Here is an 18,574-nt window from a genome sequence, read left to right on the forward strand (position 1 = left end):
CAGAACCCGGCAGACGCTCACGCCCCCCAACCGGCCTGCTGCCCACCAACCCGCTCGGCCACGATCTGCTCGGCCCAGCCGGACCGCCGGTACGCCGCCATGGGCTCGGGGTCCAACCCCATCTCCTCCCGCACCTCCCGCAGCAACGGCCGCACATCCGTGTTGTACGCATCCATCAGCACGGCATTCGCCTCCAGCACATCCCCGCTGCGCTGCGCCGCACCCAGCGTGTCACCGTCGACCAGCAACGCCTTCGCCGTGGCCTCCTGCACATTCATCACCGACCGGATGATCGCCGGAATCTTCGCCTCGATGTTGTGGCACTGGTCGAGCATGAACGCGACCTCGGGCGAGAACCCCCCGCCCCGGATCACCTCGTACATGATCCGGAACAGCTGGAACGGATCCGCTGCCCCCACCATCAGGTCGTCATCCGCGTAGAACCGCGAGTTGAAGTCGAACCCCCCGAGCTTCCCCTCCCGCAGCAGCGTCGCCACGATGAACTCGATATTGGTGCCCGGCGCGTGATGCCCGGTGTCGACGACGACCTGTGCCTTCGGCCCGAGCTTCAGGCAGTGGGCGTACGCGGTGCCCCAGTCCGGCACATCGGTCGAGTAGAAGGCCGGCTCGAAGAACTTGTACTCCAGCAGCATCCGCTGCCCGTCGCCCAGCCGCTCGTAGACCTCCGCGAGCCCCTCGGCGAGCCGGTCCTGCCGGGCCCGGATGTCGTCCTGCCCCGGATAGTTCGTCCCGTCGGCGAACCACAGCTTCAGATCGCTGGACCCGGTCGCATCCATGATGTCGACACACTCCAGCAGATGGTCGACGGCCTTGCGGCGCACAGAAGCCTCGGGGTGGCAGATGCTCCCGAGCTTGTAGTCGTCGTCCTGGAACGTGTTGGAGTTGATCGCGCCGAGCTTCACCCCGCGCTGCTCCGCGTGCTTCGCCAGCGCCGCGTAGTCGTCGACCTTGTCCCACGGAATGTGCAGGGCGACCGTCGGGGCGACCCCCGTGAACTCGTGCACCTTCGCCGCGTCGTCCAGTTTCTCGTACGGATCGCGCGGCACACCCGCTTGCGCGAACACCTTGAAGCGCGTGCCCGAGTTCCCGTACGCCCACGACGGCGTCTCGACTGCCTGGGTCTTGAGAGCGGCCTTCACCGCGGCGAGCTCGGTCACGTCAGGGCTCCTGAGGCATCGGGTCATAACGACCACTGAATGAAACGATTCAGTACGCGAAGTTATGGGCCCCCCGGAGGGGTGTCAACCCCTCCGGCCGACACGGTTTCCCGTGATCAGGGTGTGACCTTCTGTCCTCGAAACTTTTTCGACCGGAACCCATTGACGTGACATGCGCGACCCGCCTAACGTCCCGGCAATCCAGTTGAAACCTTTCACGACGCCCACGACGCCGAGAGGCCGTCCCGCCGGCGTCGTCGAGGAGCCCCCATGACCCACCCGTCCACCACGGGTCCGGCCCCGGTTCTGGCACTGAGGGACGTCTCCAAGTCCTTCGGCGCGGTCCGCGCACTGCGGGACGTCTCCCTGGAGCTGTTCCCCGGGGAGGTGCACGCCCTCGCCGGTGAGAACGGTGCCGGCAAGTCGACCCTCATCAAGACGCTCGCCGGGGTGCACCGGCCGGACGCCGGCCAGGTGCTGCTCGACGGTGCGCCCGTCGCCTTCCACGGTCCCGGCGACGCCCGCGACGCCGGCATCGCCGTGATCTATCAGGAGCCCACGCTCTTCCCCGACCTGTCGATCGCCGAGAACATCTACATGGGCCGCCAGCCCCGGCGCGCCCTCGGCCGGATCGACCACAAGGCCACGCACAACGCGACGGCCGCCCTCATGGAGCGCCTCGGAGTCGAACTCGACCCCGACCGGCCCGCCCGCGGCCTGTCCATCGCCGACCAGCAGATCGTCGAGATCGCCAAGGCCCTCTCCTTCGACGCCCGCGTCCTGATCATGGACGAACCGACCGCAGCGCTCACCGGCAGCGAGGTCGCCCGCCTCTTCGGCGTCGTACGCACCCTGCGCGAACAGGGCGCCGCCGTGCTGTTCATCTCCCACCGGCTGGAGGAGATCTTCGAGATCTGCCGGCGGGTCACCACCCTGCGCGACGGCGCGCTGGTCGGCAGCGAGCCGCTGGAGGGCATGACCGAGGACGACCTCGTGCGCCGCATGGTCGGCCGTGACCTCGACGAGCTCTACCCCAAGCAGGACGTGCGGCCGGGCGAGGTCGCCCTGAGCGTGCGCCGCCTGACCCGCGAAGGTGTGTTCACCGACGTCTCCTTCGAGGTACGGCACGGCGAGATCGTCGGCCTCGCCGGACTCGTCGGCGCTGGCCGTACGGAGGTCGCCCGGGCCGTGTTCGGCATCGACCGCTGGGACGCCGGCGAGGTCTCGGTGGACGGCAAGGCCCTGGTCAACGGCGCCCCGTCCACCGCGATGTCCGCCGGACTCGCCCTGGTCCCCGAGGACCGGCGCGCCCAGGGCCTGGTGATGGACATGTCCATCGAGCGGAACATCGGGCTCACGGGACTGCGCACGACGGTGAAGGCGGGCCTGATGGACCGCGGCGCCGAGCGCAGCCGCTCCCTCGACTGGGCCGTCAAGCTCCAGGTCAAGTACGCCCGGATCGCCGACACCGTCAACACCCTGTCCGGCGGCAACCAGCAGAAGGTCGTGCTCGCCAAGTGGCTCGCCACCGCGCCCCGGGTGCTGATCGTCGACGAGCCGACCCGCGGCATCGACGTCGGCACCAAGGCGGAGGTGCACCGGCTGCTGTCCCAGCTGGCCGCCGACGGCGTGGCCGTCCTGATGATCTCCTCCGACCTGCCCGAGATCCTCGGCATGGCCGACCGCGTGCTGGTCATGCACGAGGGCCGCCTCACCGCCGAGATCCCACGCTCCGACGCCACCGAGGAAACCGTGATGGCCGCAGCCACCGGGAGGGCCGCCGCATGACGGTCGTCACCCCACAAGAGGCCCCCGTGGCCGACGTGCCCAAGTCGAGCGGCACCCGCCTCGTCGACCGCGTCTTCAAGATGCGCGAACTCGCCATCCTGGTCGTCTTCCTGGTGATGATCGCCGTCACCCAGGCCGGCAACAGCGAGTTCCTCTCCGAACAGGGCATCAAGGACCTGCTGCTGAACGCGACGATCCTGGTGCTCGTCGCCACCGGCCAGTCCCTCGTCGTCATCACGCGCAACGTCGACCTGTCCGTCGGGTCCACGCTCGGTATCAGTGCCTTCGCCGCCGGCACGTATCTCCAGGGCGGCGGCAACGCGGTCCTGGCGATCGCGCTGGCGGTCCTGCTCGGCATCGCCTTCGGGCTGCTCAACGGCCTGCTCGTCAGCCTCGGCCAGGTGCCCGCGCTCGTCGTCACCCTGGGCACGCTCTACATCATCCGCGGCATCGACTCGATCTGGGTCGGCTCCAGCCAGATCACCGCGGCCGATCTGCCCGGCGGTTTCGTCGACTTCGGCTCCGGAGGCATCTCGGCGGTGCCGTACCTGGCGCTGATCGCGCTGGCGGTGCTGGTGGCGACGGCCTACTACCTCAAGCACTTCGCCAGCGGCCGAGAGCTCTACGCGCTGGGCTCCAACCCCGAGGCCGCCCGCCTCGCCGGCATCCCCGTGCGCAAGCGGATCCTCGCCGCGTACACCTTCTGCGGCGCCCTCGCCGGACTCGCCGGCGCGATGTACCTCGCCCGGTTCGGCAACGTCGACTCCGGCACGGGCAACGGCTACGAACTGACCGTCGTCAGCGCGGTCGTGGTCGGCGGAGTCGTCTTCACCGGCGGCTCCGGCAGCGTCTACGGGGCGGCCCTCGGCGCGCTGCTGCTGACGTCGATCAACAGTGTGCTGCCCGCCCTCGGCGTCAGCTCCGTGTGGGTGCTCGCCATCAACGGCATCCTGCTCATCCTCGCCATCGCGGTCGACCGGATCGTCGCGCTGCGCGTGGCCTCCGCCCTGAAGAAGAGGAACGCCCGCCATGGCTGACATCTCCCTGAGCCGAGCGGTCCGCTGGTCCGCCTTGAAAAGGTGGGATTCCGCCGTCGGCGCCCTGCTGATCGTGGTCCTGCTGCTCTCCTTCGGCTTCGTCGACGGGTTCAGCAACGCGCTCAACCTGTCGTTCCTGATCGGCAACACGCTGCCGATCGCGCTGATCGCCCTGCCGATGACGCTGTTGGTGGTGTCCGGCGAGATCGACCTGTCGGTGGCCTCGACGGCGGGTCTGTCCGGTGCCGTGATGGGCGCCCTGTGGAACCAGGGCATGGCCATCGAGACGATCATCCCGATCTGTCTCCTGCTGGGCGTCGTCTGCGGGCTGATCAACGGACTGCTGGTGACCAGGCTGGGGCTGCCGTCCCTCGCCGTCACCATCGGCACGCTGGCCGCCTACCGGGGCATCGCGCAGATCGTGCTCGGCTCCGACGCGGTGACCGACTTCCCGACGCAGTACCTGGACTTCGCGGCCGGGCGCATCGGCGACACGTTCATCCCGTACGCCCTGCTGCCGTTCCTCGTCCTGCTCGCCATCGCCGTGGTCGCGCTGCACGCCACACCGTTCGGCCGGTCGCTGTTCGCGATCGGGGCGAGCGAGGAGGCCGCCCGCTTCGCCGGCATCCGCGTCAAGCGGCAGAAGCTGATCCTGTTCACCGTGACGGGCCTGATGGCCTCCCTCACCGGCATCTTCTGGGCGCTGCACTACGCCAGCGCCCGCTACGACAACGCCACCGGCCTCGAACTGTCCGTCGTGGCCGCCGTGCTGCTCGGCGGCATCGACTTCGACGGCGGCAAGGGCACGCTGGGCGGCGCGATCGCCGGGGTGTTCCTCCTCGGCGCGCTGCAGAACGTGATGAGCCTCCAGGACGTGTCCGCCCAGTCCCAGATCGTCGTCACCGGCGTCCTGCTCGTTCTGTCCGTGCTCGGCCCCCGGGTCGTGCGGCAGATCTCCACAGCGAGGGCGGGCCGCAGAGCCGCCTCGACTCCCACCTCATAACCCAGCCCTTCCTCGTAAAGGACCAACGCCATGCGCAAGTCGACCCTCCGCCGCAGCTGCGCGGCCCTCGCCACCGCCACTTCGCTCGCCCTGGCGCTCACCGCCTGCGGCGGGGGCACCACCAAGAAGGACGTCGCGAACGAGGGCGGGTCCGCCGCCACCGCCGGCAAGGCCGACCCGAACGCGGCCACCAAGAAGGGCCTCACCGTCGGCTTCCTGCCCAAGCAGGTCAACAACCCGTACTTCACGACCGCCGACAAGGGCGGCGAGAAGGCCCTGGCCGAGCTGGGCTCCAAGTACAAGGAGGTCGGTCCGTCCAGCGCCACCGACACCGCCGGTCAGGTCAGTTACGTCAACACGCTCACCCAGCAGCAGGTCGACGCGATGGCCGTGTCCGCGCAGGACCCGGGCGCCCTGTGCACCGCGCTCAAGCAGGCCATGAAGAACGGCATCAAGGTCGTCACGTACGACTCGGACACCACCGCCGACTGCCGTAACGCGTTCGTCTCGCAGGCCTCCGCCGAGGACCTGGGCCGTACCGAGGTGCAGCTGCTCGCCAAGCAGATCGGCTACAAGGGCGAGATCGCGATCCTGTCCGCCGCGCAGACCGCGACGAACCAGAACACCTGGATCGACTTCATGAAGGACGAGCTGAAGAAGCCCGAGTACAAGAACATGAAGCTGGTGAAGACCGCGTACGGCAACGACGACGCCCAGCAGTCCTTCCAGCAGACCCAGGGCCTGCTCCAGGAGTACCCGAACCTGAAGGGGATCATCTCCCCGACCACCGTCGGCATCAAGGCCGCGGCCCAGTACCTGTCGGGCTCCAAGTACAAGGGCAAGGTCAAGCTGACCGGCCTCGGTACCCCGAACGACATGCGCAAGTACGTCAAGAACGGCACCGTCGAGGCGTTCGAGCTGTGGGACCCGGCGAAGCTCGGCGAGCTGGCCGCCCGTACCGCCGTCGCCCTGTCCTCCGGGCAGATCACCGGCAAGGAGGGCGAGACCTTCAAGGCCGGCTCCATGGGCGAGTACACCATCGGCAAGGACGGCGTGATCAGCCTCGGCAAGCCGACCGTGTTCGACGCCAAGAACATCGACCAGTTCAACTTCTGATTCCCGGAGGGTTGTTGATGCAGCGCGTGTGCTTCCTGCTGAAGGTCAGGGCGGACCGCCTCGACGAGTACCGCGAGCGGCACGCCGCCGTGTGGCCCGAGATGCTCCAGGCACTCTCGGACACCGGCTGGCACAACTACTCGCTCTTCCTGCGCGAGGACGGACTCCTCGTCGGCTACCTGGAGACCGAGGACTTCGCAGCCGCCCAGGCCGGAATGGAAGCCACCGACGTCAACGCCCGCTGGCAGGCGGAGATGGCGCCGTTCTTCGAGTCGCTGGACGGCGCCCGGCCCGACGAGGCCATGAAACCGCTCACGGAAGTGTTCCACCTCGCCTGAACGATGGAGTTCATGAGATGCACAGACGTACGTTGCTGGCCGCCGCCCTGGCCGGAGCCGTGGTGACCCCCGCCCTGGCCTCCGGCACCGCCCGGGCCGCCGACCCGGGCCCCTCCGTCACCCGCACGGGCACCACGACTCTCGACAGCCAGGCCATCTTCTTCGTGTCGTACGACGGCCTGGTCAACAACAACTCGTTCCAGAAGAACGGCCTGCTGACCTACAAGGGCTACCAGTACGCCGTCTGGTACACCGCCGACCGGGGCGCCGTCGTCGGACGACGGGTACTCGGCGGCAGCACCTGGTCGACGGTCAAGGTCGGTCACACCCTCAAGGCGAACGACTCCCACAACGTCATCTCCATGGGCGTCTCGAAGGTCGACGGCCGGCTGCACCTCAACATGGACTCCCACAGCGACGGCTTCACCTACGTCAAGTCGGCCGCCGGGCTCCTGGACAACCCCGGCGGGCTGAGCTGGACCGCGAGCCGCTTCGGCGCACCCCAGTCCACCCTGGACGGCCTCGCGCTGACCTCGCAGTTCACCTACCCGCAGTTCGTGTCCACGCCCGACGGCAAGCTCCAGCTGAGCTACCGCGTGGCCGTCTCCGGCAACGGCCGCAACGCGCTCGCCGAGTACGACGGCACCCGGTGGACCAACCTGGGGGAGTGGTCCAGCTCCACCGGCACGTACACCAGCGAGCACGGCTCCTCGACCGCCCGCAACATGTACCTGCACGGCATCGACTACGACCGCAACGGCCGGCTGCACTCCTTCTTCACCTGGCGCGAGCAGAACGGCGCCGTGATGTGCAACGGCGGCGGCATCACCAACCACGACACCGGCTACGTCTACTCCGACGACCGCGGCCGCACCTGGCGCAACAACGCGGGCACCGTCGTCGGCGTCACCGGCGGCTCCGACAAGGTGTCCGTGACCGACGCCGGCCTGGTCGTCGACCCGCTCAACCCGGACCACTCCCTGATGAACCAGGAGAGCCAGTTCACCGACTCCGCGGGCCGACCGCACGCGATCATCTCCTACGTCCCCGGCCGCTTCGGCCAGTGCACCACGAACTACGTGGCCGACCGGACCAGGAACGGCCGCGCCTTCCACGTCCGCAGGAACGCCTCCGGCACCTGGCAGAAGACCGAGATCCCGGTGCCGCTGAACTCCAGCCAGCGCACCAAGCTGATCCTGGACAAGTACGACAACGCCTACGCGATCTTCCCCTTCGGGCGGATCGCCGGCGCCTCGGCGGCCTCCGGCTACACCGACTGGAAGATCCTCTTCGACGGCAGCGGCCTCAACGCCTTCGGCGAGGTCGTCATCGACGAGATGCGCGTCGCGCAGGACGGGGTGCTGTCCTTCATGTACCAGGAGAAGTCCAGCGGTACGACGCCCTCGGCGCTGCACGTCACCGACTTCCGGCTGCCCGCCTGACCGCGCCCGGTTCCCGGGGCGGCGTGCCGGTAGTGTGAAGCCGCCCCGGCCGCCGCCCCCCTCGTCTCCCCCTGGAGGTCCCTGCCCGATGGCCCAGTCGGTGGGTATCAAGGACGTCGCCCGTGCCGCCGGAGTCTCCGTCGGCACGGTCTCGAACGTGATCAACCGCCCGGACACGGTCGCCACCGAGACCCGGGCCCGCGTGCTGTCCGCGATAGACCGGCTCGGCTACGTCCGCAGCGAGTCCGCGCGCCAGCTGCGCGCCGGCCGCAGCCGCATCATGGGGCTGCTCGTCCTCGACATGGGCAACCCCTTCTTCGTCGACGTCGCCCGCGGCGCCGAGCGTGCCGCCCGCCAGGCCGGACTCGGCGTGATGGTCTGCAACAGCGCCCAGAACCCGGGCGAGGAGGCCGAGTACCTGTCGCTCTTCGCCGAGCAGCGCGTGCGCGGCGTGCTGCTCACCCCGGCCGACGCCACCGGCCGCAACATCGAGGCGTTCCGCCGGCACGGCATCCCGTTCGTCCTGGTCGACCGGGTCGCCGAGGGCACCACCGAGTGCTCGGTCTCCGTCGACGACGTCGCGGGCGGCGCCCTGGCAGTGCGCCATCTCGTCGACGCCGGGCACCGCTCCATCGCCTACGTCAGCGGCCCGCCCGGCCTCAACCAGGTCCGCGACCGGCGCACGGGCGCCCTCGAAGCGCTCTCGGAGGCCGGTCTCGGTCCCGACACGCTGCGCGAGCTGCCCACCGAACGGCTGGACGTCGCCGCGGGCCGGGACGCCGGCGCCCGCCTGCTCGGCCTCGCCGACCGGCCGACCGCCGTGTTCTGCGCCAACGACCTGCTGGCACTCGGTGTCCTCCAGGCCATGTACGCGGCCGGTGTCGGCGTCCCGGACGACCTCGCCATCGTCGGCTACGACGACATCGAGTTCGCGGCGGCCGCCGCCGTCCCGCTCACCTCGGTACGGCAGCCCGCCGTCACCATGGGCGCCATGGCGGCCGACCTGCTCCTGGAGGAGACGGAGGAGGAGAGCCCGGCCCGGCCGCACGAGCACCGGCGGGTGGTCCTCCAGCCGGAGCTGGTGGTCCGCCGCTCCAGTCTGTCCGCCCGCTGAGCCTGAATCGCCGTTCAGGAAGATTTCATGATCCGAAGGGGCCACCAGCGGACGCCCGCTGTGATGAACTGGGACGCGGTCCGAAAATCCGTCCGTCCCGGGAGCCCTGTTGACCTTCAGCTACCGCCAGCCCGGAGTCGTCCTCACCGACCGCCGCTTCACCGTCCCCCTCGACCACGGCCGCCCCGAGGGCGAGACGATCGAGCTGTACGCCCGCGAGGTCGTCGCGAGCGACAAGGCGCACCAGGACCTGCCGTGGCTGCTCTACCTCCAGGGCGGGCCCGGCTTCGGCGCGGACCGCTCCGTCGGCAGGCCCGGCTGGCTCGGCCGCGCGCTCAAGGAGTACCGCGTCCTCCTCCTCGACCAGCGCGGCACCGGCCACAGCACACCCGCCAACCGGCAGACACTGCCGCTGCGCGGCGGCCCCGCCGAACAGGCCGACCACCTCACACACTTCCGCGCCGACTCGATCGTCCGCGACTGCGAGGCCATCCGCGCGCAGGTCACCGGCGGCGCCCCCTGGACCGTCCTCGGCCAGAGCTTCGGCGGCTTCTGCCTGACCACCTACCTGTCCCTCGCGCCCGAGGGCCTGGCCACCGCCGTGATCACCGGCGGACTGCCCTCCCTGGACGCCCACGCCGACGACGTCTACCGGGCCGCCTTCCCGCGCATCGAACGCAAGGTCACCGCGCACTACGCCCGCTACCCGCAGGACGCCGAACGCGCCCGCCGGATCGCCGACCACCTCCTGACGCACGACGTGGTCCTGCCGAACGGCTACCGGCTCACCGCCGAGGCCTTCCAGTCCCTGGGCATCGTCCTCGGCACCGGCGACGGCACCCACCGCCTCCACTACCTCCTGGAGAACGCCTTCGTCCGCACCCCGCAGGGCTTCACGCTCTCCGACGCCTTCCAGGAGCAGGCGCAGGGCATGCTGTCCTACGCCCGCCACCCGCTGTACGCCCTGATCCACGAGTCGATCTACGGCCAGGACGCCCGGCCCACCGCCTGGTCGGCCGAGCGGGTCCGCGCCGAGTTCCCGCAGTTCGACGCCGCGAAGGCCCTCGCGGGCGACGAACCGCTGCTGTTCACCGGCGAGTCGATCCACCCCTGGATGTTCGACTGCGACCCGGCGCTGCGTCCCCTGCGGGAGACCGCCGACCTGCTCGCCGCCCGTACCGACTGGACACCCCTGTACGACCCCGCCCGCCTCGCCGCCAACGACGTACCCGTCGTCGCCGCCGTCTACCACGACGACATGTACGTCGACACGGCCCACTCCCTGCGCACCGCCCGCGCCATCCGGGGCCTGCGCACCTGGGTAACGGACGAGTTCGAGCACGACGGCGTACGGACCGGCGGCCAGCGGGTCCTGGACCGGCTGCTGGCCCTCGTGCGGGACGAGGCGTGACGCCGGTGGCGCGGACTAACCTGCCGACATGACGGAGCCGACGAGCACTCAACTCCAGCCCATGCCCGGCGACTGGCGGCGCGCCCTCGCGGTCGTGGCCCACCCCGACGACCTCGAGTACGGCTGCTCCGCAGCGATCGCGGCCTGGACCGACGAAGGCCGCGAGGTCGCCTACGTCCTCGCGACCCGGGGCGAGGCGGGCATCGACACCATCGAGCCCGCGCGGTGCGGGCCGCTGCGCGAGCGCGAGCAGCGGGCGAGCGCGGCGGTGGTCGGCGTGTCGGAGGTGGAGTTCCTCGACCACGCGGACGGCGTCATCGAGTACGGCACCGCCCTGCGCCGCGACATCGCCGCCGCCATCCGCCGGCACAAGCCCGAGCTGGTCATCACGCTCAACCACCGCGACACCTGGGGCGGCGTCGCCTGGAACACCCCGGACCACGTGGCCGTGGGCCGGGCCACGCTCGACGCGGCCGGCGACGCCGGAAACCGCTGGATCTTCCCCGAGCTGGTCGAGCAAGGCCTCGACCCCTGGGACGGCGTGCGCTGGGTCGCGGTCGCGGGCTCCAGCACCCCCACCCACGCCGTCGACGCGACGGCCGGCATGGAGCGCGCGGTGGCCTCCCTGCTGGAACACCGCAGCTACATCGAGGTGTTGACCGACGAGGACCCGGAGACCTACGTCCGCGGTTTCCTGACCGGGCACGCCGAGGCCATGGGGGAGCGGTTCGGGGGCAGGCCCGCGGTGACGTTCGAACTGTTCAGCAGATGATCAGCGGCTGATCGACAGACGACGGGGGAGACCATGACAGGCAGCGAGGAACTGGCCGGGCGGTTCGAGGAGCACCGCGGCCATCTGAAGGCGGTCGCGTACCGCATGCTGGGGTCACTTGCCGAGGCGGAGGACGCCGTCCAGGAGGCCTGGCTGCGGCTGAGCCGCTCCGACACGGACGGCATCGGAAACCTGGGCGGCTGGCTGACGACGGTGACCGGCCGCATCTGCCTGAACCTGCTGCGCTCGCGCGCCGCACGGCGCGAGGAACCGATGGGCGACGCTTTCGTCCCGGACCCGGTGCTCAGACCCCTGGCGCAGGTCGTCGACCCGGCGGAGGAAGTGCTCCAGGCCGACTCCGTGGGCCTGGCCCTGCTCGTCGTCCTGGAGAACCTGGCGCCCGACGAGCGGCTCACGTTCGTGCTGCACGACATGTTCGCCGTGCCGTTCGACGACATCGCGCCGATCGTGGAGCGCAGCCCGGCCGCGACCAGGCAGCTCGCGAGCCGCGCCCGGCGCAGGGTGCGCGGCGCCACCCCGTCGGCCGAGCCGGACCTCGGCCGGCAGAAGCAGGTGCTCGACGCCTTCCTGGCGGCCTCGCGCGCCGGTGACTTCGAGGCGCTGGTGGCCGTACTGCACCCGGATGTCCTGCTGCGGGCCGACTCGGGCGCGCTCGTGCGGGGCGCGGCCGCCTCCAAGGTCGTCCAGGGCGCGAAGGCGGTGGCGGAGCAGGCGCTCATGTTCGCCCCGTTCACGCAGGGCGCGGAGCTGGTCCTGGTCAACGGCTCGGTCGGAATGGTCAACGCGCACGAGGGCCGCGTTCAGTCGGTCATGGGCGTCACGATCGTCGACGGCCGCATCACGGACATGTACATCCTGGCCGACCCCGAGCGGCTGGAGCGTCTGGAGGTGCCCCGGCCGGCGGTGTGACCGGAAAACGCCCGTCAGTTGTCGTTCCGTATGCTGAACGGCATGCGAGAACACGAGGCCGGGCAGGCGGAACTGCGCGGCGACTGCAATCAGTGCTTCGGGCTGTGCTGTGTCGCCCTGCCCTTCGCCGCCTCGGCCGACTTCGCGGTGGACAAGGCCGCCGGCACGCCCTGCCGCAACCTCCAGGAGGACCACCGCTGCGGCATCCACGCCCGGCTCCGGCAGAAGGGATTCACCGGCTGCACGGTCTACGACTGCTTCGGCGCCGGGCAGCAGGTCTCGCAGATCACCTTCGGCGGGCGGGACTGGCGCACCGGGCCGCGGGAGGACGCCCGCCGCATGTTCGAGGTGTTCCCGGTGGTCAGGCAGCTGCACGAGCTGCTCTGGTACCTGACCGAGGCGCTCGCCCTGCCGGCGGCCCGTCCCGTCCACGCCGATCTGCGGGAGGCCCTGGACAAGACCGAGGAGCTGACCGGGCTGACCCCCGAGGAGCTCGCCGCGCTGGACGTGGCGGCGCACCGCCAGGAGGTCAACGTCCTGCTGCTGAGGACGAGCGAGCTGGCCCGGGCCGGCACCAAGGGGCGTAAGAAGAACCGCCGGGGCGCGGACCTCATGGGCGCCCGCCTCAAGGGGGCCGACCTGCGCGGCGCCAACCTCCGCGGCGCCTACCTCATCGCCGCCGACCTCACCGGCGCGGACCTGCGGGGCGCGGACCTGATCGGTGCCGACCTGCGCGACGCGGACCTCACGGACGCCGACCTGACCGGGGCGTTCTTCCTCACCCAGCCGCAGCTGAACGCGGCCCGGGGGAGTGCCGGGACCCGGCTGCCCGAGTCAGTCACCCGCCCCGGGCACTGGGCAGCGCAAGTCTGAGGCCGCCTCCCGGACCGGCGTCCGGCGCTCCGGGTGCAGCCGCAGCTCCTCCGGCATCAGCGTCAGCCGCTCGGTCACGCGCAGCCGGTACGCCGGGTCGGGCCGCAGCTCGTAGCGCCGCAGCAGCAGGCCGAGCACCAGCGTCGCCTCGTGCAGGGCGAACTGGCGTCCGATGCAGGCCCGCGCCCCGGTCCCGAACGGCTTGAAGGTGTGCGGGGCCCGGGACCGTACGGCCTGCGCCTCGAAGCGGTCCGGGTCGAACCGCTCGGCGTCCGCGCCCCACACCTCGGGGTCCCGGTGCAGCATCGGCGTCAGCACCAGCGCCCACGCCCCGCGCCGCATGGGATGCTCCCCGGCGAGCACCGTGTCCTCCCGCGCCTCCCGGGCGAAGGCGGGTGCGGTGGGCCACAGCCGCAGCGACTCGTCCAGCACCCGGCGCACGTAGCGCAGCCTGGCCACCTGCTCGTAAGGCGGTTCCGCCGTGTCGCCCCACACCCGGTCCACCTCGGCACGCGCCCGGGCCGCGACCTCGGGGTGCCGGGAGAGGTAGTGCAGCGCGAAGGAGAGCGCGCCGGACGTCGTCTCGTGGCCGGCGACGAGGAACGTGATGACCTGACGGCGGACGTTCCGCAGCTCCAGCCGCTCCCCGGTCTCGGGGTGGGCCGTCTCCAGCATCCGGTCGAGCAGGTCCCCGTCCCCGCGGCCGGAGGCGCGCCTGGCCCGGACCAGTTCGTCGACCGTGTGGTTGAGATGGGCGATGTCGGCGGCGTTGCGGCGGCTCGCGCTCCGCAGCAGCAGCGGGGCCAGCGGGAAGGGCACCGTGTTGAGCCGCTGCGCGTACGTCAGCGTGCCGACCATCGCGGTCACGAAGGGATGCGGCCGGGAGCGTTCGAACGACCCGAAGTCGTGGCCGAAGCCGGTCCGCGCGATCGTCTCCAGCGTCAGTTTCGTCATGTCGCCGGGCACGTCCACCGCCCGGCCGGCCGCCGCCGCCCGGTCCCAGTGCTCGGTCAGCCGCCGCGCGACGGCCAGCATCATCGGGTGGTAGCCGGCCATGGCCTCACGGCTGAACCCCGGGGCGAGCACGTCGTGCGCCAGTTGCCAGTTCGGCTCGTGGTTGTACGCCGTGAACAGACCGTCCCCGGCCACCGGCCGCAGGTTCGCGATGCCAAGACCCACGTGCTTGGCGAACCGCGACTCGTCCGCGAGGTCGGCCGCGTGCCGGGCGCCCCACACGAACACGAACTCCTTGCCGAAGGCCTTCCGGCGGAAGACCGGGCCCAGTTCGCGGGCGTACCGCAGCGAGTCCTGCAGGGGAGTGCGCCGGTTCACGCCCACCACGTCGCCGAGCAGCGGGATCCGGCGCGGCGGATGCGGAATGCGCTCCAGCTCCGGCCAGCCCAGCTCGGCACTGCGGAAACCCTTGGGCAGCCCGTCCCGTGTCGGCGCCTCCGTCATGACGCGATCTCCCTTGATCCAGCGGCGGGTTCGCACGTGTTGTACGTGGGTTCAATAGCGCCGTTCAGTCTGGTCCCGTTGTTGAACCGGCGTCAAGTAAAGTGCGGGCATGGCCGCGAACCAGAGCGGGCGCACGCGCCGCCGGCTCAGCACCGAGGAGCGCCGGGAGCAGCTTCTGTCGGTCGGGGCGCGGCTGTTCTCGGAGAGTCCGTACGACGACGTGTGGATCGAGCAGGTCGCCGAGATCGCCGGGGTGTCGCGCGGGCTGCTGTACCACTACTTCCCGACCAAGCGGGACTTCTTCGCGGCGGTCGTCGAGCGCGAGAGCGAGCGGATGCTGCGCATGACGGCGGCGGTGCCCGGCGTCCCGGTGCGCGAGCAGCTCGCGGGCGGCCTCGACACGTTCCTGGAGTACGTCCGGGCCCATGCCCATGGCTACCGTGCCTTCCACCGCGCCGACGCGGCCGGGGACCAGGCGGTGCGCCGGGTCTACCAGCGGGCCCTGGCCGCGCAGGAGCGGCAGATCCTCGCGGCGCTCGCCGCGGACCCCGAGTTCGGCCCGGCCTTCGAGGAGCGGCCGGAGGTGCGGCTCGCCGTGCGCGGCTGGCTGGCGTTCACCACGTCCGTCTGTCTGGAGTGGCTGCGCGGCACGGAGTTGAGCCGGGATCAGGTGCGCGAGCTGTGCGCCCGTGCCCTGCTGGGCGTCCTCACTCCCTGAAAGGCCTCGTAAAGATCACGTGACGTGGTTGGCGCACGCCCAGATCTTCGATAGGTTAGGCAAGGCTTACCTAAGGAGGTCTGGGATGGGTGACGACAGCCACAGCTGGACGGCGGCCCCTGCCGCTGCGGAGCGGGCGCGCTCGGTGCTCGCCGCCGCGTGGTCCTGCTCGGTGACCGCGGAAGGCACGCGGGAGGAGCTGGTCGGCGCGCACACGGTGACCGAGGACGGCCGGGTGCTGGTGGACGTGCCCGGGGACAGTGCCCTGCTCGGGGCCGCGATCTGCGCGCCCCGCGGCGAGCCGTCCGCGGTGCTGGAGTTCGCCGACGTGGCGCCCGTCCCCGTGCGCAGCCGGATCCGCGCCCGGCTGTGGCTCGCGGGCTGGTTCACCGTCGAGGAGGAGGGCCGGCTGGCCTTCCGGGCCACGCGCGTGGTGCTGCGGCAGCCGTCCGGGGCCGTGGTCGTGGACCTCGACGACTTCGCCGCCGCCGCCCCCGACCCGCTCACCACGGCCGAGGCCCGGCTGCTGACGCACCTCGCCGACTGCCACGCGGACGCGGTCGAGCGGCTCACCCGGCTCGTGGACTCCGACAGCCTGCACGGCGCGGTCCGCGTCCAGCCGCTCGCCGTGGACCGGCACGGACTGACCCTGCGCATCGAACGCGCCCGCGCCCACGGCGACGTACGACTCGCCTTCCACACACCTGCCGACGACGTCTCGCAGCTCACCGAGCGCATGCACGTCCTGCTCAGCCAGGCGACCGCCGCGGCCTGCCCGCGGGCCCTACAGTGGCAGCGCACAGACGGCGACCGGTGACGGAAACGGTTCGCCGGTGCGCCGCAGCGCGCCGCTCGCCCCGTCCACGCTGAAGACGGTCACCGTGCCGGACTTCTGGTTCGCCGCGAACAGCAGCGTGCCCTCCGGCGAGAGGGCGATCTGGCGCGGGAAGTCCCCGCCCACCGGCACGGTGTCCAGCAGCTTCAGCCGGGCGCCGTCCGCCTCGACGGCGTAACGCGTGAGGCTGTTGTCGCCGCGGTTGGCGAGAAAGGCGTAACGGCCGTTCGGGGTCACCACGAACTGCGCCGGGTAGTTGGTGCCCGGGCCGGTGCCCGTGGACTGCGGCTCGCCGACCGTGACGCGGCCGGAGGCGGGGTCGTACGCGCAGACCGCCACCGTGTTGTCGACCTCGTTCGCGAGGTAGGCGTACCGCCCGCCGGGGTGGAACGTCAGGTGACGCGGGCCCGCACCGGGCCGGGTCCGCGCCTGGGCGACCTCAGCGAGCGTGCCGGCCTTCTCGTCGAGCCGGTACGTGTAGACGGTGTCCGTGCCCAGGTCCACGGCGAGCACATGCCCGCCGTCGGGGCTGGTGAAGATCTGGTGGGCGTGCGGGCCCTCCTGGCCCGGTCCCGGGGCCGGACGGGCGTGCCGGACGAGATCGGTCCGCTCGCCGAGGCCGCCCGAGGCGTCGATCGGATGCACCGCCACACTGCCCGAGCCGTAGTCCGCGCTGAACAGCCAGCGCCCGCCCGGATGCACCGACAGATGGCAGGGGCCCGCGCCGCCGGTGCTCCGGCTGCCCAGGATCTTCCGGTCGGACAGCCGGACAGCCGTCACGGCGCCGTCGTCGCGCTCGTTCACCGCGTACAGCGTGTGGCGGTCCGGGTGGATCGCGAGGTACGACGGGTCGCCGACGCCGGTGAGTGTGCCGGTGCCGCTGATCCGGCCCGTCGCCGCGTCGTACGTGGCCACGCCGATGCCCTTGCCGCCGCCCTCGACGGAGGTGTAGGTGCCGAGGTAGAGAGGACGCGGGCCGGACGGCCGCCGGGCCTCGCGGGACGGGCTCACGCCCGCCCCGGGTGCCGTCGGACTCGTCGGGTCCGCCGGCGCGGGCGCGTCGTCACAGCCGGGCAGCGCCGCCGCGGCGGCTCCGCCCGCCAGCGCGCCGACGAACCTGCGCCTGCTCCAGCCACCACTGCCCATGTCGCCCCTCAGGTCGTCACTCGTCCCCGCCGCGACAGCCACCTTGGCGTGGATCACCCGCCAGGTGCAACAACGGCACCGGGCGTTGCGCGAGACGCAATCCACTCCAGGTGGCCGCTCAGCGGTAACGCCCGCCGACCCCCGTACGGTTCCGCCACATCTGCTCCTGAACGCCGAGGCGCTCCCGCAGCCGCGTCAGGCGCGGCAGCCGCACCCGCTGCTCCCGCGACACACGGTCCAGTTCCTCGAACAGGCGCCGGGTGCGGTGCTCGGTGTCGAGCTCGTCGAGGATCCGGTTGACCTCCGTCAGGACGGCACCGAGCAACTGCCAGTGCTCCGTCTCGCGCTCGGCCTCCTCGCGCAGCAGCAGGGCCAGCTTGTCGCGGGTGCCCGCCGCGGTGCGCAGTTCCGCGGTGAGACGTTCCTCCGCCGACTCGGCGCTCGCACTGAGGTGGGTGGTCACCAGTACCGCGAAACTCACCACGGCGTCGGCGATCTCCGACAGCAGCTGCTCCAGCGCGGCGCCCGTCTCCGCCTCGAACAGCGGCTCCGGCTCGCGCTCCTTCGCGAGGTCGGTGAGGGAGCGGGCCAGCACGCGCAGGACGACCGTGCAGATCTCCAGCGTGTCCAGGCCGGTGCGCAGCACCACCCGGTGCAGCAGGCCCTCCCGCACGCGCGGGTTGAGCCGCAGGCTGTCCTCCGCCTGCCGGAGCGCCGCGTCCACCTCGACGATGTCGTGGTCCAGCCGCCGCGCCTCGTGCAGCCGCTCCGCCGCCTGGTCCGGGGGCGTACCGCCGGCGGCCTCCTCGCCCATGCGCAGCATCAGCTGCCGCAGTCGGCGCGCCAGCCCCTCGATCGACTCGCCCGCCTCCTCCACCCACACCGGGGGAGCCAGCAGCAGATTGCAGCCCAGCCCGACGACCGCGCCGATCAGCGTCTCCACCACCCGGGCCCAGGCGGTGTCCCCGACCGTGGTGACCCCGAGCACCAGCATCGCGCTGATCGCGACCTCGGGTACGTACTCCTCCACCCGGACCAGCCGTCCCACGGCCAGCGAGGCCACGAGGAGCAGTGCCAGGCTCCACCAGGTCAGGCCCACCAGAAGGCTGAACGCGATGGCGACGAGGACGCCGGTCACCACGGCGTTCACCCGCCGGAAGCCGTTGGTGAGCGTGGCGTACAGGGTCACCTGGACGACCAGCAGTGCCGTCAGGGGAGCGGTGAGCGGTGCCGCCTCGGGGCTCAGCCGGAGCGCGATGACGTACGCGATCGTCGCCGCGAACGCGGACCGCAGCGTCTGGACGACCACCGGGTCCCGGCGCTTGTGCAGGATCCGTCTGGCGTGCGCCGTCCACTCACGTACCTCTCGCATCCTCGGGCTGTTCCCCTTCCCCTGGCGCATCGAACGCGTTCAT

General features: G+C 71.3%; 17 protein-coding genes. 13 read left to right on the forward strand and 4 right to left on the reverse strand.

What is annotated here, in order from left to right:
- Positions 1-17 precede the first annotated feature (17 nt).
- Positions 18-1,178: an L-rhamnose isomerase gene (rhaI, locus tag ACH4G3_RS21810; RefSeq protein WP_397626057.1), complete on the reverse strand. Its 1,161-nt coding sequence runs from the start codon at positions 1,176-1,178 to the stop codon at positions 18-20.
- 270 nt (positions 1,179-1,448) lie between these two features.
- On the opposite strand from rhaI, the gene ACH4G3_RS21815 reads away from it, so the two are divergent.
- The 11 genes from ACH4G3_RS21815 to ACH4G3_RS21865 all read left to right on the forward strand — a co-directional run bounded on the left by ACH4G3_RS21815 (position 1,449) and on the right by ACH4G3_RS21865 (position 13,002).
- Positions 1,449-2,966: a sugar ABC transporter ATP-binding protein gene (locus ACH4G3_RS21815; RefSeq protein ID WP_397626058.1), complete on the forward strand. Its 1,518-nt coding sequence runs from the start codon at positions 1,449-1,451 to the stop codon at positions 2,964-2,966.
- A complete protein-coding gene (locus ACH4G3_RS21820) occupies positions 2,963-4,003 on the forward strand; it encodes an ABC transporter permease (RefSeq protein ID WP_397626059.1) in 1,041 nt (346 codons plus the stop codon). The genes ACH4G3_RS21815 and ACH4G3_RS21820 overlap by 4 nt, the downstream gene beginning before the upstream one ends.
- Positions 3,996-5,006 carry an ABC transporter permease gene (locus ACH4G3_RS21825; protein ID WP_397626060.1) on the forward strand — a complete coding sequence of 337 codons (1,011 nt, stop codon included), beginning with the start codon at positions 3,996-3,998 and terminating at the stop codon, positions 5,004-5,006. Before ACH4G3_RS21820 ends, ACH4G3_RS21825 begins: the two co-directional genes overlap by 8 nt.
- A gap of 30 nt (positions 5,007-5,036) precedes the next feature.
- Entirely contained in the window at positions 5,037-6,122 is a 1,086-nt protein-coding gene (gene rhaS, locus ACH4G3_RS21830) for a rhamnose ABC transporter substrate-binding protein (RefSeq protein ID WP_397626061.1), read from the forward strand.
- 17 nt (positions 6,123-6,139) lie between these two features.
- Entirely contained in the window at positions 6,140-6,460 is a 321-nt protein-coding gene (locus tag ACH4G3_RS21835) for an L-rhamnose mutarotase (protein ID WP_059414378.1), read from the forward strand.
- Positions 6,461-6,477: 17 nt separating this feature from the next.
- Complete coding sequence (locus ACH4G3_RS21840; RefSeq protein WP_397626062.1) at positions 6,478-7,902, forward strand: BNR repeat-containing protein; 1,425 nt, start codon at positions 6,478-6,480, stop codon at positions 7,900-7,902.
- A gap of 88 nt (positions 7,903-7,990) precedes the next feature.
- Entirely contained in the window at positions 7,991-9,016 is a 1,026-nt protein-coding gene (locus ACH4G3_RS21845) for a LacI family DNA-binding transcriptional regulator (RefSeq protein ID WP_397626063.1), read from the forward strand.
- A gap of 109 nt (positions 9,017-9,125) precedes the next feature.
- Entirely contained in the window at positions 9,126-10,427 is a 1,302-nt protein-coding gene (locus tag ACH4G3_RS21850; RefSeq protein ID WP_397626064.1) for an alpha/beta fold hydrolase, read from the forward strand.
- A gap of 28 nt (positions 10,428-10,455) precedes the next feature.
- Entirely contained in the window at positions 10,456-11,199 is a 744-nt protein-coding gene (locus tag ACH4G3_RS21855; RefSeq protein WP_033308606.1) for a PIG-L deacetylase family protein, read from the forward strand.
- Positions 11,200-11,232: 33 nt separating this feature from the next.
- Positions 11,233-12,129 (forward strand): RNA polymerase sigma factor SigJ, encoded by an 897-nt coding sequence (gene sigJ, locus ACH4G3_RS21860; RefSeq protein ID WP_397626065.1) that lies wholly within the window; start codon positions 11,233-11,235, stop codon positions 12,127-12,129.
- A gap of 30 nt (positions 12,130-12,159) precedes the next feature.
- Positions 12,160-13,002 (forward strand): pentapeptide repeat-containing protein, encoded by an 843-nt coding sequence (locus tag ACH4G3_RS21865; protein ID WP_397626190.1) that lies wholly within the window; start codon positions 12,160-12,162, stop codon positions 13,000-13,002.
- Here ACH4G3_RS21865 and ACH4G3_RS21870 read toward each other — a convergent pair.
- The gene (locus ACH4G3_RS21870; RefSeq protein WP_397626066.1) at positions 12,964-14,460 is read right to left on the reverse strand and encodes a cytochrome P450; all 1,497 of its coding nucleotides are present in this window, start codon (positions 14,458-14,460) and stop codon (positions 12,964-12,966) included. The genes ACH4G3_RS21865 and ACH4G3_RS21870 overlap by 39 nt on opposite strands.
- A gap of 109 nt (positions 14,461-14,569) precedes the next feature.
- Between ACH4G3_RS21870 and ACH4G3_RS21875 the strand changes: the two genes are divergently transcribed.
- Together ACH4G3_RS21875 and ACH4G3_RS21880 are read left to right on the forward strand one after the other, a co-directional pair.
- On the forward strand, positions 14,570-15,178 hold the full coding sequence (locus ACH4G3_RS21875) for a TetR/AcrR family transcriptional regulator (RefSeq protein WP_306969613.1): 609 nt from the start codon (positions 14,570-14,572) through the stop codon (positions 15,176-15,178).
- Positions 15,179-15,263: 85 nt separating this feature from the next.
- Positions 15,264-15,995: a DUF2470 domain-containing protein gene (locus ACH4G3_RS21880; protein WP_354742985.1), complete on the forward strand. Its 732-nt coding sequence runs from the start codon at positions 15,264-15,266 to the stop codon at positions 15,993-15,995.
- Here the strand turns inward: ACH4G3_RS21880 and ACH4G3_RS21885 are convergent.
- Complete coding sequence (locus ACH4G3_RS21885) at positions 15,963-17,159, reverse strand: lactonase family protein (RefSeq protein WP_397626191.1); 1,197 nt, start codon at positions 17,157-17,159, stop codon at positions 15,963-15,965. The two genes, ACH4G3_RS21880 and ACH4G3_RS21885, sit on opposite strands and share 33 nt — an antisense overlap.
- Positions 17,160-17,277: 118 nt before the next feature.
- Positions 17,278-18,531: an FUSC family protein gene (locus ACH4G3_RS21890; protein ID WP_397626067.1), complete on the reverse strand. Its 1,254-nt coding sequence runs from the start codon at positions 18,529-18,531 to the stop codon at positions 17,278-17,280.
- Positions 18,532-18,574: the final 43 nt, after the last annotated feature.

The sequence above is a fragment of the Streptomyces afghaniensis genome, from assembly GCF_044327915.1.
In the GTDB taxonomy this organism is placed as follows: domain Bacteria; phylum Actinomycetota; class Actinomycetes; order Streptomycetales; family Streptomycetaceae; genus Streptomyces; species Streptomyces afghaniensis.

Bases quoted from the DNA above. Each gene is read 5' to 3' on its own strand.
- sigJ (WP_397626065.1), top strand. From the start codon at position 11,233: ATGACAGGCAGCGAGGAACTGGCCGGGCGGTTCGAGGAGCACCGCGGC.
- ACH4G3_RS21885 (WP_397626191.1), bottom strand. From the start codon at position 17,159: ATGGGCAGTGGTGGCTGGAGCAGGCGCAGGTTCGTCGGCGCGCTGGCG.
- ACH4G3_RS21815 (WP_397626058.1), top strand. From the start codon at position 1,449: ATGACCCACCCGTCCACCACGGGTCCGGCCCCGGTTCTGGCACTGAGG.
- ACH4G3_RS21880 (WP_354742985.1), top strand. From the start codon at position 15,264: ATGGGTGACGACAGCCACAGCTGGACGGCGGCCCCTGCCGCTGCGGAG.
- ACH4G3_RS21845 (WP_397626063.1), top strand. From the start codon at position 7,991: ATGGCCCAGTCGGTGGGTATCAAGGACGTCGCCCGTGCCGCCGGAGTC.
- ACH4G3_RS21840 (WP_397626062.1), top strand. From the start codon at position 6,478: ATGCACAGACGTACGTTGCTGGCCGCCGCCCTGGCCGGAGCCGTGGTG.
- rhaS (WP_397626061.1), top strand. From the start codon at position 5,037: ATGCGCAAGTCGACCCTCCGCCGCAGCTGCGCGGCCCTCGCCACCGCC.
- ACH4G3_RS21865 (WP_397626190.1), top strand. From the start codon at position 12,160: ATGCTGAACGGCATGCGAGAACACGAGGCCGGGCAGGCGGAACTGCGC.
- ACH4G3_RS21875 (WP_306969613.1), top strand. From the start codon at position 14,570: ATGGCCGCGAACCAGAGCGGGCGCACGCGCCGCCGGCTCAGCACCGAG.
- ACH4G3_RS21835 (WP_059414378.1), top strand. From the start codon at position 6,140: ATGCAGCGCGTGTGCTTCCTGCTGAAGGTCAGGGCGGACCGCCTCGAC.
- ACH4G3_RS21855 (WP_033308606.1), top strand. From the start codon at position 10,456: ATGACGGAGCCGACGAGCACTCAACTCCAGCCCATGCCCGGCGACTGG.
- ACH4G3_RS21890 (WP_397626067.1), bottom strand. From the start codon at position 18,531: ATGCGAGAGGTACGTGAGTGGACGGCGCACGCCAGACGGATCCTGCAC.
- ACH4G3_RS21820 (WP_397626059.1), top strand. From the start codon at position 2,963: ATGACGGTCGTCACCCCACAAGAGGCCCCCGTGGCCGACGTGCCCAAG.
- ACH4G3_RS21870 (WP_397626066.1), bottom strand. From the start codon at position 14,460: ATGACGGAGGCGCCGACACGGGACGGGCTGCCCAAGGGTTTCCGCAGT.
- ACH4G3_RS21825 (WP_397626060.1), top strand. From the start codon at position 3,996: ATGGCTGACATCTCCCTGAGCCGAGCGGTCCGCTGGTCCGCCTTGAAA.